Source organism: Kouleothrix sp. 19917 (genome assembly GCF_057073505.1).
Genome location: NZ_CP097100.1, coordinates 453385 through 465255, shown reverse-complemented (window position 1 = coordinate 465255; position 11871 = coordinate 453385). Strand labels below are relative to the sequence as shown.

Here is an 11871-nt window from a genome sequence, read left to right as displayed (position 1 = left end):
TCAGGTCGGAAAAGCAAGTTGCTTGATACGCAACCAGTCTGGGTTGCCGAGCAAGCGATTGATATAGATGCACAGCGTGTGAGCGGTCAGCTTGGTGTACAGCCGTGCGCACAAGCCCCAGAAACTATGCGCGTGGTTGCTCTCAATCTGAAACTGCTCAGTCAATTGCCCATTCACTGTTTCGATGATTTGGCGCACCTGGTTGAGCAATCGGCGCACCTCAGACGACACCTGCTGTTTCTGGTTGGCTCGCGGCAAGGTCAGCAATCGTATGCCACAGCGTTCGAGCAACTCTTTGGCCAGTTCGGCTTTGATAAAGCCTTTGTCGCCAATCACGGTCAGGTCACGTTTGTCTTCAAGCAGGTCACGAGCGGCATCACGCTCATCACAATTGGCACTCATCAACTCGAAGTCGAGTATCGTGCCGCCGACGGTGACCAGCAGATTGAGCCGATAGCCGTAGATCGTTCGTTTCTTGGTCGGGCAGCGGCCATAAGTTGCACCATAGGCGTCCCAATCACCCGAAGACGATGGTACCAAATGGAACTGAACGACTTCGATCGGGAGACTATCAATCACGCAGTGCGTATCCTGGGCGACATCCATCACGGCAAGCGTGATCAGACGAATATGGTTGATTGCGGCCATCAAGTTGCGTCGACGTCGATTGAAGCGCGAGCGTTCGGGTTGAACGGGAAACAGATGGGTGTAGTTGCGCCATTCGCCAATGAGATTGGTTTCCTTGTCCCACTCGCGGCATTCGCCCACAATCGCCATGGTGATCAGTTCGGCATCCGAGCAGCCTGGCTCGGGACCGGGTCGCGGATAGAGATGCCGAATCTGGAGCCAGATGTCGTCAATTAGTACGTACATGCACGTCACAAAGTCATCGAAATCGGTTATCATCACAATCCTCCAGGTGTGAAAGAGCTGACCGTCAGAGAGTCTCTCTGTAGCACCTGGAGGCTCGAATGTCAAACCATTTTAACTAGCACATCGCCCGACTAGCAACTTGTTATGGCATCGTCAAGCAGCATGGCGGGAACATCTGGGTCTATAGTGAACTCGGCCATGGCACGTCCTTCAAGATTTACCTTCCACGAGTGTATGAGCCAGCGGATATCCAGTCCTGGAGTGCCGATGATGCGCTCGTGCCGCGAGGAACAGAGACAGTGCTGTTGGTGGAAGACGAGCCGTTGGTGCGCGAGGTCGCGCTCCATATCCTTCAGGAGCAGGGGTATACCGTATTGGAGGCCGAGAATGGCGTCGATGCTCTGCGAATCACACACGAATATGCAGGGGCGACCATCGCTCTCCTCATCACGGATGTGGTGATGCCCCAGATGGGTGGAAAAATGCTAGTCGAGCAGGTGACCAGCGTGGATCCTAACATCAAAGTGTTGTTCATCTCGGGGTACGCCACCGATGCGATCGTCCAGCACGGTCAACTGGAGCCAGGGACAAACTTTCTCTCCAAGCCTTTTACACCAGCGGCATTTGCACGCAAGGTACGGGAGGTGCTGGACGCAGAGGCCGGGAGCAGTCCAATGAAGTCGATGAGGTGATTCAGCCTTTAAGCGCGGGCGCGGGGTAATGGTACAAAACGCGGCGCCGCGTGGGCGACAAACGCAGTGATAGCAACAACATACAGTCAGGGAGTCGCGCCTCCTCAGAGGCGCTGCAGGTCTGAATTGATAGCTTTGTAGCCGTGAAGTATTCCTACGCGGCACATGATTGCCCAGGTCATTTCAGCGATACAGACATGAGACCAAAGCGCGAGAGGGTGTAAAATAGATTGGCTCTCCGTCATCTTTCGTGCTTGAGCAGAACAGGCTTCAACCAGGTATACTACAGGGTTCCGTAGATTTTCCTAGTGGAGCCTTCTGTGACATACGTAACCCATCCTTTGGCGTTTCTGCTTCCTGGCTTTACCGTTATGGATATGCAGCTGGACGAAACCCGTCTTACAGTAACCGCTACAGCCGCGAGCCCAACCGCGCAGTGCCCTCGGTGCGACTGCACATCGACGCGCGTCCACTCGTACTATACGCGCTCGCCACGCGATCTGCCGCTGGTCGGCTATTCTCTTCGACTTGTTCTCCATGTCCGCCGCTTCCGCTGCCTCAATCCTGACTGCCCAAGCGTCACGTTTGCCGAACGACTCCCTGGTCTGCTGGCGCCTTCAGCGCAACGCACCTTACGATTGAGGAGCGCCTTGCACGACCTTGGTTTGGCCTTGGGCGGTGAAGCTGGATGTCGGCAGAGTCAGCGCTCTTCGATGCCTGCGAGCCCCGCGACCATCTTGCGGCTGGTTCATCGTGCTCCGCTCCAGCTGCGCCCAACCCCACGCGTGCTTGGGATAGACGATTTTGCGTTGTGCCGTGGTCGAGTATATGGCACGATACTTATCGATGGCGACACGCATCGGGTCGTGGATCTGCTGCCAGAAAGAACCGCCGAAACGGTTGCCACGTGGCTTGAGCAGCATCCTGGCGTTGAGATTATCACGCGTGATCGGTCGACTGAATATGCTCGGGGAGCGACCCAAGGCGCACCTGAGGCTGTTCAAGTTGCCGACCGCTGGCACGTACTCGGCAACCTGCGTGAGGCGCTTGAACGCATGCTCGACCGGTTGCGGCCTCAGCTGCAAGACGGTCGTACAGCATCTGCCGCTGACGATCATTCTCCCATCTTGCTCGCTGATCGCGATACCCGGCGTGGTACCAAGGATCAGGTTCGTCAGCAAGCGAGTCGCGCGCGACGCTATGCCCGATATGCGCAGGTGAAGCAGTTGCAAGCCGAAGGCGATGCCATCATCCAGATCGCCCGTAAGCTGCATATCAGCCGCCAGAGTGTGCGCAAGTATATGGCCAGTGACGTCTTTCCAGAAATGCCTGCTCGGCCACGTCAGCAGAGCATTCTTGACCCCTACCTGGTTGACCTGCAAGCGTGCTGGGATGCCGGCCAGCACGAGAACAAACACCTGTTGCAGGCGCTACGCGAACGAGGCTATCGTGGTTCAGTACGTCCGATTGTGCAATGGACAATGCTCCGTCGACCGCTGCTGCCAAATTATCGTCCACCCGCAGGGAGACGCCCAGCACGGCAGGTCGAGATATTCGAGCCGCTAAAGCCGAAGATGAAAGAGAAGTCGACAACCACATCGCTGCCAGCCTCGCGACGACTTGTCTGGTTGCTTCTGCATAAAGATGAGCAGCTTGATGACGAGGCCAAAGCGCTACGAGCGCGCCTGTGTCAGGTTAGCGAAGTTGCATTGGCGCAAAAACTGACACAGCAATTCAGAAATCTGATGCGAGAACAGGCTGTGGATGGGTTGCCTCCCTGGTTGGAGGCATGCCAGTCAAGTGGCATCAGTGAAATGGTCAGCTTTGCGGATGGGCTCCAGCGGGAAGAGCCAATTATACGGGCTGCCATAGAATCGCCCCACAGCAATGGGGTCACCGAAGGGCATGTGAACCGACTGAAAATGATCAAGCGCACCGCCTATGGGCGAGCAAGCTTCGAACTCTTGCGACGTCGCGTACTTGCCGATGTTTAAGCCATCTTATCCAAGCACGGAAGATGACGGAGAGCCAAACTACTTGACAGACTCAAGCGCGACCCTCCTCCTCTATTCGTGCAGTGCCAATACGTACCGTACCGGTTCGCCGGCGAGGAACGCTGCCCGCAGGCTCTGGTCGTCGATCGTCTCGGCGAGCGCGCGCACAAGCTCGGCCGCCTGGGTGAACGACCGGCGCGCCTGCGGCTGGTCACCATGCGCGAGGAGCAGATCCCCCAGTGCTGCATCGATCTGCCAGCGCTCATTGAGCAAGCCAAACGCTTCGGCGATGGCTCACGCGGCCTCCAGGTGGGCGATTGCCTGGCTGCGCTCGCCCGCCGACCCGGCCAGTACCGCTCGCGCACGCAGCTCCTGCAGGTGATACCGGCGGTTGCCCTGAAACTGCACACCCATGCACTTAGCCGCCTTTCGCTATGCGCTGCGGCAGTTTCTGCGCTTCAGCGAGGAGTCGGCGCGGTCGGTCGGCATCGAGCCACAGCAACATCAGGCACTGTTGGCGATCATGGGCTTCCCGGGACGCGATCGAATCACCATCAGTGAGCTGGCTGAACGGCTTCAGATTCGCCACCATAGTGCTGTGGGGCTGGTCGATCGGCTGGCTGCGCAGCGGCTGGTTGGACGTGAGTCGGCGATGGATGATCGGCGACAGGTGTATGTGCGGCTCACCGCACGTGGCGATGCGTTGCTTGAGCAGCTCGCCACCGCACACCGGGAGGAGCTGCGGCTGGGATCGCAATTAAGCGCTATATTAGAGCGTTTGAATGGAGGAACTGGTTCGCCGGTGATACTTTACACGAAGGTTCGAACGAAGATAAGCCGACAAATGCCGCTCTTTCGGTAACTGTTCACTGTTGGGGTAAAGAACATTCGGTCGAAGAGGTTGCGCCTTGGCTCAACAGCTTGACGCATTCCTCAAACGGGTTGCACTTGCGTGCCTGCCAGGTCTCGAACAGACTTGCCAAGCCCAGCCGAGTCTTGGTTCCCTGCTGGCTGCGCGAGCCGCCGCTGATCTTGCGCATGACAACCAGCGGCCGGATGCTGCGTTCGGCCAGATTGTTATCCGCACTCAAGCCATCGATCAGCACAAACTGGAACAACTCTTCCTCGTGCCGCAGCAACCGTTTCGCCAGCGCCTGGCAGGCATGCTTTTTGACCCGCGCATAGGCGAACCCGAGTGCGTGCGCCCGTGCCGTCAGTTGCACGTACTGCTGCTCGCGCTGCTCGCGTATCGGCTGCTCGTGCTCACGCAGCCAGCTTTGGGCATCGTCGTAGAGCGCTCGTACCTGCTGCGCCCACTGCAGTACCCCCGCATCGTCGGCGTGCTGCTGCTTCAGCTCCCGCAGCGCGCGCAGCAGATGAACCCAGCAGCGCTGATGCTTGCCGGCATAGATGTTGTAGCCGCAGTAGAAATCGCTCACCAGGTGGCCCTCAAACTGACCAGCCAGCATGCGTTTCACAACGGCCTGTCCACGTGAGTGGTCGTAGTCGTAGTAGCGCACAGCTTGCTCGCCTGGGGTTGAAAACGCCCAGATGTAGCCGTTCATTCCATCCTCGCGCCACGACGTTTCGTCGCCGTGCAGGATCGGACTGGCACGCGCCTGTGCCTTGAGCGCCTCGAGCTCGGCTTGCAACCTCTGCCGCAACTGATGGAGTAATTCCACGATTTCGCCTGTGCTGAGCAGCAATTGATGAACGCTGTGCAGATACGCCTGGATGCGGCGGATGGGCAAGCGCAGCGTGGTACGCAAGTAGCCGAGCAGGCTGATGATGCGCACGCCGATACGCCCTTGCCCCAGCACCTGACCACTCAGATCGAGCTTGGGGCTGTGCCAGCGCTGGCAGTGCGGACAGAAGCGTTTGATTACCCGATGTTCGACGACCTCGACCGGCTGCGGTTGAGGCAGTTCAATCACCTCACGCGAATAATCGAGGCTATCGCCTTGTAAGCGGTAGAGGCAGTCGGGACAGCGCTCAAGCGCATGCTCGACCGAGCGGGTCGGGGTCATTCGCTTGCGGTTGTGATTGTGCTGAGGTGCTCGCTTCTTGCGCGGCGATTTTGGCGAGGCTGGTTTGGGTCGATTAGGTTTGACGAAGGGTGGTGGCTCGTCGTGGTGCTGTTCCAGTTCGGCAATCCGAGCCAGAGCAGCCGCTAAGGCCTGCTCTAGCTCGCCGACGCGAGCGTGCAAATCGCTATTGACTGCGCGCAGGCGCTCAACTTCGTCTTCAAGCGTCATGCAGCCGAGTATAGCATAAGCTTAGGATAACTGTGAACAGTTACCTCTTTCGAACCTTCATGTAAAGAAATTTCACACGAAGGTTCGAAAGCATCCGCAGTACTTGCGATGTATCAGTTCAGCGTGGGGTCACAAAGGTCGCCTTCCCCTACCCCAGCAACCAGATACTCCCGCAGCGAATCTTCCAAGAACAGATCCCGTTCCACCAATGCGGCAATCAGCTGTCCAAGCGGCAGTGGGAGCAGCCGTCGGCGATAGGCCGCGCGTTTGCGCACCGCCTGGCTCTGGCCAGGATTTTCTTGCAGCAATCCTGCGTGCCGTACCGGCCAACGCTCAACCAGGTGTAGCGCCCGGTGGTAAGATGGTCGGGATGATCACCGAGCGCACTCTTTTCCGGTTGATTGTCTCGCAGCAGACTGGCGCGCTTGAGTGCGCAATCGCTGGTGAGCGCCCCTCGCCGATTGGGATGCACCGTGCATTCACGCGGGTGACCTGGCTGAGGCTGACGGCGACGGTTGACGCTGGTCGTTGAGGCGATGCCGGGTTCTGTCGATGTTGCTCGGGGTACGCGGCGTTGGGCGCAGCCTGACGTCGCACATCCGTTTGGCACAGCACATTGTGACAAAAGTCGCAGTGTATCTACAGTTCATGGACTATACTTTCTGCCATCCTCGCCGCCAGCACGGCGGCGAAGCAGCCTATCTTTGTCCCGATTGAACACTGGGACGTTGCACGAGAAAGGTGTTCCTGTGACCACAATACGGCTCATACCACCATCACGGGCGACGACGCGCTGAATCGGATCGTCGAGCAGTGGCCGCAGACGCTTTTGGTCTTCCAGCGCCTTGGACTCGACATATGCTGCGGTGGTGCGCTTCCGCGGCGGGTTGCGGCCGAGCATCACGGCCTCGATCTGAGTCTCCTTCTCACGGAGCTGCACGAGGTGCAAGACCTGGGGTGAAATGTCAAGAGGCACTTTGTGAGCACCCAGATCGACAACTGGAACACCTCTTTGGCAGCACAAACTCACCGTGCGCGTGACGATGTGTTTCGCACGGGTGTGCTGTATCCCAAATGCTGCCCGGCGCGGCGCCGCCCAGGCCCCGACTGGGGCGGGCGGCCGCCCGCCCCAGTCGGGGCCTGGGCGCGCACGCACCTCCTTTCGATCCGGTGGCAGCAGCAACGGCGGAACGCGGTCGATACAGGGCAGCAGACCAGCCCACCCGCGTCCCGCTTGCTGATGCAGCCGAACCAGCAACGCAGCTGCCTATGGATCGGAAAGATCCTCGATCGCGCTTGCCCGTTTCCCGCGCCGCTGGCGGGCCGGACGCACGGTGTGCGGAGCCGTCGCCATCTGACGGGGCGATCGCTCCTCAGGCGCCATGTAGCGTTTGCCCTCGCTCAGCAAAACATCGAGCAGCCGCACCAGTTTGCGGGCGGTCAACACCAGCGCGCGCTGGTGCGCGTGTTTGGGCGTCTCGGCATATTTCGCGGCGTAGTAACGCCCATATTCCGGGCAGTGCTGCCGCACGCTGTTGGCCGCCTCAACCAGATAGTAGCGCAGGTAGCTGTTGCCGCGTTTGGTCAACTCCGTGTCCTCGGCCTGGAACTGGCCCGACTCGCGGGTCTCCCAGGTCAGACCGGCATACTGGGCGATAGCCGCTTCATCATCGAAGCGGGTGATGTCGCCCAGTTCGGCGATCAAGCCGGCAGTCCAGGCCGGCCCCAGCCCCGGCACCGAGGCCAGCGTCTGCGGAATGGCCGCCAATTCCTGGGCGATCGTCTTATCCAGGATCTTGAGTTGGGTCTGGAGACACCGGATCGTCGCCAGCGTGGTGCCGAGCACCAGGCGCAATGGCTCCTGCAGCACTTTATCCAGCCGGTACGAGTCGCGGGCGGCGCGCTGAAGGGTGGCTGCCAGGGCGTCGGGGTCGCTGAAGCGCCCGCGCCCCTTGGCCTGGAGATAGCCGGCCAAGTCCGAGAGCGACTGCTGAACCAGTTCTTCGGTGGTGAACTCATCCAAGACCGCACTGCTGGTGGCCCCGAACGGGTCGCCAAACGGCGCAATCTGACCATAGGTCGAAAAGGTCAGGAACAGGAAGCTCAGGAAATAGCTCTTCTCGCGCGCCAGGTTCTGCGCCAAATGGCAGTGAAAGCGGGTCAAGCGTTGGAGTGGGGCGTAGCGCGCATCGAGCTGGAACGGCGAGGGCAGTTGGCGCCCAAAGCGCAACCGCTCGGCAATCAGAAACGCATCGGCGCGGTCGCTCTTGGGCAGTGCCCCATAGTTGGCCCGAAAGGTTTTGATCAGGTGCGGATTGAAGGCGTAAATCCGCGGCGCGAAGGGCGCCAGTGCTGCCGCGTCCTTGAGGGCGCAGGCCAGGTGCCACCAGAGCAGCCCGGTGGCTTCCATCCCGATGCGCAGCTGATCCACCAGGTGGGTCTGCGCGAGGTGGGCCAGGGTCGTCACCAGGGCATCCGCACCCGGCTGGGTGTTGGGGACGCTCCAGCGCGGCACGGGTTCAGAACCGTCGGCGAGCAGGAAGCAGACACTGGCGTCAGCTTGAGAGACATCCAGGCCGACATAGGCGATGGCGGGCATAACATACCTCCTTGTTGCCGGTCGGGCAGATCCGGGTGTGGCCGACGCCACAACATCCTCGCGCGTGATCAGAACTCGCGAACGTGGGTGTCTGTGTCGAACCAGCTGCTGCCCTGGCCCGACCCCACGTCCGGGGAACAACCTGAGGGTCAGAAGTCCACGTCGTACCCGGAGCACACAGTCTTTGGAGAGCGATCAGCGTCGCATGGAACAACAGCATTCGTTCCGACCGGCCATACGGCGTAAGGATCGCCCAGACCTGCCAAACCGTCAAGCGGTGGACGGGCAGCAGACCCGCCCACGAACTTAGTATACGAGGAACACCCCAATGATTGGCAGTGCGCGCGTTTGTGATCGCTGGGCTCGTCGGGCTGCCCTTGCGACGCTGCGTTGCTTGCTCTCGCAGCTGGGCATGGCCAGCGCGTAGCTGGCCATGGTGCGTCTGGCCCTCTTTGCTCCTCGCCGCCGATCATGATGGCCCGCTTATGTACACCCAAGCACGCTACTTCATCCGCACTGCACTGATCTATCTGCTGGCCGCGTTTGTCGTCGGCGGGCTGGTGTTGACGAACCAGGGGCTGGCGCTCGACGGACGGATCGGAGCGCTGCTGCCGGTCTTTTACCACCTGCTGATGGTCGGCTGGGTCACCCAGCTGATCTGCGGGGTCGCGTTGTGGATGTTTCCGCCGTTCTCACGCGATCAGCCACGCGGCGACGAGCGGCTGGGCTGGTTCACCTACGGCGCGCTCAACGGCGGTTTGCTGCTGCGCACGATCTTCGAGCCATTGCTGATCTGGTTGCCCATACCCTGGCTTCGCTGGCCGCTCGTTCTCTCGGGGCTGTTGCAGGTGCTGGCGATCTGGGCGTTCGTTATCGCGATCTGGCCGCGAGTGAAGCGCCGGTCGGTGGTGAGAGCAAGGGACAACCAACCAGGCACAAAGGCCGGCATTTGATCGACTGACCGGCGTGCTCAGGTTGACGTGTATGCCGCGACTAAGCCAACTCATGATCCGCACCGCGCTCGTATGGCTGGCGGTCGGCTCCGCCGTGGGCGGGGTGGTGCTGGTGAACAAAGGCGTGCCGCTGCTGCCATGGCTGTGGACGCTGCGAGCGGCGCACGTTCATATGCTGCTGGTGGGCTGGACGGTACAGCTCGCATGTGGGGTGGCCTTCTGGATCTTGCCGCGGCTCGACGCCAGCGGCTCGCGGGGCAACGAATATCTGGCCTGGGGCTGCTACGCGGCGCTCAACAGTGGTGTCCTCCTCGGGGTGCTCTCTGACCGGCTGGCCGGGCTGGAGAACTGGGCGGCATGGCCTATCTTTGGCCGGCTTTGGATGGTGCTGCCGACACTGATGGGGCTGCTGTACCTCCTTGCTGCGGCACTCTTCGTTGCCCACGCCTGGCCGCGCGTCGTGCCGTTCCGCGCGCTGCCGCGCCCCGAGCGCGATCAACAACCGTAAGCCAGCGCTCGCTCTTGCATGACCATCCAAGCGTCGATTCCTTCTGCTCTTCGCTGCCAGCACAGACGCGCTGGTGACGGCTGTGTTCTCCGTTGCACCAACACACGCAGGTGGCCAGGCCAGCCGCTCTGTCGATTGCGTGGGTCAACCGAACATACTCGGCCACCGCTGGCGTCGCCAGATCCTCCAGGGCCTGCTGTGTTGCACTCAAGACATCCTGGAAGCAGCTCGCGTTCCGCTGGATGAGTTCTGTCGGTGCAACTGGCGCATATCGCGCTCCGCTTAGCACATCGAGGCGAACTACTGCCCCGCGCTCCTGAAGCTTCTGCGACAGCAACGACCCAGCCATCCGTCGCTTATATCTCTGCTCCAAACGCATGCCGCAGAAAGAGATGGATCCCCCCGTTTGACGCCCACCAGCGTTCCCCAAATCGGGTGCCCAGGCGCAAACCGCTTCCTTGCGACCAGGCCGGGACGCTCAGCGGTGATCGCCTGCCAGCTGGTTCTGGTGTCCTTTGCGGCACGCAGAGGGCACCCGGCGGATGTATGAGTGGATGTCAGCGGAGGCATTCCAGGGCCGCATCGGGGCAGCATCACTGGCTGCGTTTTTACCGCCATCGTTGTGGCTCAGGTCAGCTTAGCACGATGTCATGCATCGTATGCAGCAAACACGCGCGTGTCCGTCTGACGATCCGCCAACGTCTTGGGAATGATCATCACTCCATGTTCAGAATATCGTGGTATAATATCGTAATACGATATACTCATGGCTGGACTTCCATCTCGCTCTGCACATACTCCTGTTCTCCGGCCAGTTCCGCCCGTGCTGGGCTGAAAGGCGGCATATCATGGAAGCACAGGAACAGTATCGCTCGACGGCGATTGACAAGCTGGATAGCGAAGATGTCTGGATCAGCGGTGCATGGATTGGTGAAGGGCAAGGCGCTGGGCCGCGCCACGACACCGGTCGCTTTCATGCGCGCCAGTGGGTTGGCGAAGGCCAGGGTACGATCAGCCGATCGGTCGCGGGCAATGATCAATGGACCAGCGGTGAATGGGTTGGTGAAGGGCAGGGCGGTGGGCCGCACCACGACACCGGTCGCTTTCATGCGCGTCAGTGGGTTGGCAACCGCTGAACGTGTACGACCGGAACAGCGGGGTGCGGCGTCATCCACAGTACACGGGCCACATTCCTCCCTGTGAGTGTGGCCTGTCCTCTGTGTTCCGTGTCCAAACCAGTATTCGGTGGAATTCTCCAAATCGTCAGGCGCACCGTGTCCATCAACCATCCTTCAGCCTGGCCTGGATTTGGAGTGGCGAATAGCCGCCCTCGGCCGCAGGGCAACCAGTGGAATTGACCTGGCCAACTCCCGGTAATCCTCCTCCGTGCCGGTCAGGCGCCGGCCGATCATTGCGCCGGCCAGCGCGCGGAAGGCGAACGGATGCCGCTGGGCGTAGTCATGGATTGCGCGCTCGGCGTCTTCCTCCGACAGGCGCTCGGCCACCGCCTCAAGCCGCCGACGACCAGTATCGACCAGCACATGCGCCGTCTTCTGGATGTTGCGGAACCAGTCGGCCTGCACGCCCCATCCCGACGCGATGATATACGTATCCGTCATACTGTTATAGCCGACGACCTCCAACACCGTCTGGTGTGGCACGCCGCTCTTGCGCCCAATATGGGTCAACATCAAGAAGCGTCCACCCAACAGCCAGCCCAGGCGTACCTGATAGAGCCAGATCGGCATGCGCAATACCAGGCGGGGCAGCCCCCGATCCGGGTGGAGCGCAGTCAGCCTGGTGGGCATGGTCGTCTCTCCTTCCACTCCCGCGCCTGCTCCCCAGAAATGCGCTGGCCATCGCCGATCCAGCCGCCGCGTGGAGCGCGAGGCTCGAGCCGGATTCGGTGCCAACGAGCCGGCGGAAGCGGTGGCTCCTGGCGACGACAACGCAGCATTCATTCCGTAGATGCGCTCATACAACGCCGAGATCAACGG

General features: G+C 60.6%; 12 protein-coding genes. 7 read left to right on the top strand and 5 right to left on the bottom strand.

From position 1 onward, the window contains the following. The gene (locus tag M1P90_RS37135) at nt 1-906 is read right to left on the bottom strand and encodes an IS982 family transposase (protein WP_483699052.1); all 906 of its coding nucleotides are present in this window, start codon (nt 904-906) and stop codon (nt 1-3) included. A 266-nt stretch (nt 907-1172) separates the two neighbouring features. Here M1P90_RS37135 and M1P90_RS37130 point away from each other — a divergent pair, with 266 nt between their 5' ends. Together M1P90_RS37130 and M1P90_RS37125 are read left to right on the top strand one after the other, a co-directional pair. Beyond that, nucleotides 1173-1565 carry a response regulator gene (locus M1P90_RS37130; protein ID WP_483704999.1) on the top strand — a complete coding sequence of 131 codons (393 nt, stop codon included), beginning with the start codon at nt 1173-1175 and terminating at the stop codon, nt 1563-1565. Nucleotides 1566-1936: 371 nt separating this feature from the next. Continuing rightward, a complete protein-coding gene (locus M1P90_RS37125; protein WP_483706081.1) occupies nt 1937-3559 on the top strand; it encodes an ISL3 family transposase in 1623 nt (540 codons plus the stop codon). 72 nt (nt 3560-3631) lie between these two features. On the opposite strand, the gene M1P90_RS37120 is transcribed toward M1P90_RS37125, so the two are convergent. Beyond that, a complete protein-coding gene (locus M1P90_RS37120; RefSeq protein ID WP_483704997.1) occupies nt 3632-3832 on the bottom strand; it encodes a hypothetical protein in 201 nt (66 codons plus the stop codon). A 139-nt stretch (nt 3833-3971) separates the two neighbouring features. On the opposite strand from M1P90_RS37120, the gene M1P90_RS37115 reads away from it, so the two are divergent. Next, nucleotides 3972-4421 carry a MarR family winged helix-turn-helix transcriptional regulator gene (locus M1P90_RS37115; protein ID WP_483704995.1) on the top strand — a complete coding sequence of 150 codons (450 nt, stop codon included), beginning with the start codon at nt 3972-3974 and terminating at the stop codon, nt 4419-4421. 4 nt (nt 4422-4425) lie between these two features. Here the strand turns inward: M1P90_RS37115 and tnpC are convergent, their stop codons facing one another. After that, nucleotides 4426-5814 (bottom strand): IS66 family transposase, encoded by a 1389-nt coding sequence (tnpC, locus tag M1P90_RS37110; RefSeq protein ID WP_409569855.1) that lies wholly within the window; start codon nt 5812-5814, stop codon nt 4426-4428. 637 nt (nt 5815-6451) lie between these two features. Here tnpC and M1P90_RS37105 point away from each other — a divergent pair. Continuing rightward, nucleotides 6452-6775 carry a DUF542 domain-containing protein gene (locus M1P90_RS37105; protein WP_483706079.1) on the top strand — a complete coding sequence of 108 codons (324 nt, stop codon included), beginning with the start codon at nt 6452-6454 and terminating at the stop codon, nt 6773-6775. Nucleotides 6776-7081: 306 nt separating this feature from the next. On the opposite strand, the gene M1P90_RS37100 is transcribed toward M1P90_RS37105, so the two are convergent. Continuing rightward, nucleotides 7082-8413 carry an IS110 family RNA-guided transposase gene (locus tag M1P90_RS37100; protein ID WP_483704993.1) on the bottom strand — a complete coding sequence of 444 codons (1332 nt, stop codon included), beginning with the start codon at nt 8411-8413 and terminating at the stop codon, nt 7082-7084. 485 nt (nt 8414-8898) lie between these two features. On the opposite strand from M1P90_RS37100, the gene M1P90_RS37095 reads away from it, so the two are divergent. From M1P90_RS37095 to M1P90_RS37085, 3 genes are all read left to right on the top strand, one after another. Then, on the top strand, nt 8899-9366 hold the full coding sequence (locus M1P90_RS37095) for a hypothetical protein (protein ID WP_483704991.1): 468 nt from the start codon (nt 8899-8901) through the stop codon (nt 9364-9366). Nucleotides 9367-9418: 52 nt separating this feature from the next. Beyond that, nucleotides 9419-9874: a hypothetical protein gene (locus tag M1P90_RS37090; RefSeq protein WP_483704989.1), complete on the top strand. Its 456-nt coding sequence runs from the start codon at nt 9419-9421 to the stop codon at nt 9872-9874. Nucleotides 9875-10722: 848 nt separating this feature from the next. Beyond that, on the top strand, nt 10723-11010 hold the full coding sequence (locus M1P90_RS37085; RefSeq protein ID WP_483704987.1) for a hypothetical protein: 288 nt from the start codon (nt 10723-10725) through the stop codon (nt 11008-11010). 156 nt (nt 11011-11166) lie between these two features. Here M1P90_RS37085 and M1P90_RS37080 read toward each other — a convergent pair whose 3' ends face one another. Next, entirely contained in the window at nt 11167-11682 is a 516-nt protein-coding gene (locus M1P90_RS37080; protein ID WP_483704985.1) for a nitroreductase family deazaflavin-dependent oxidoreductase, read from the bottom strand. Nucleotides 11683-11871 lie beyond the last annotated feature (189 nt).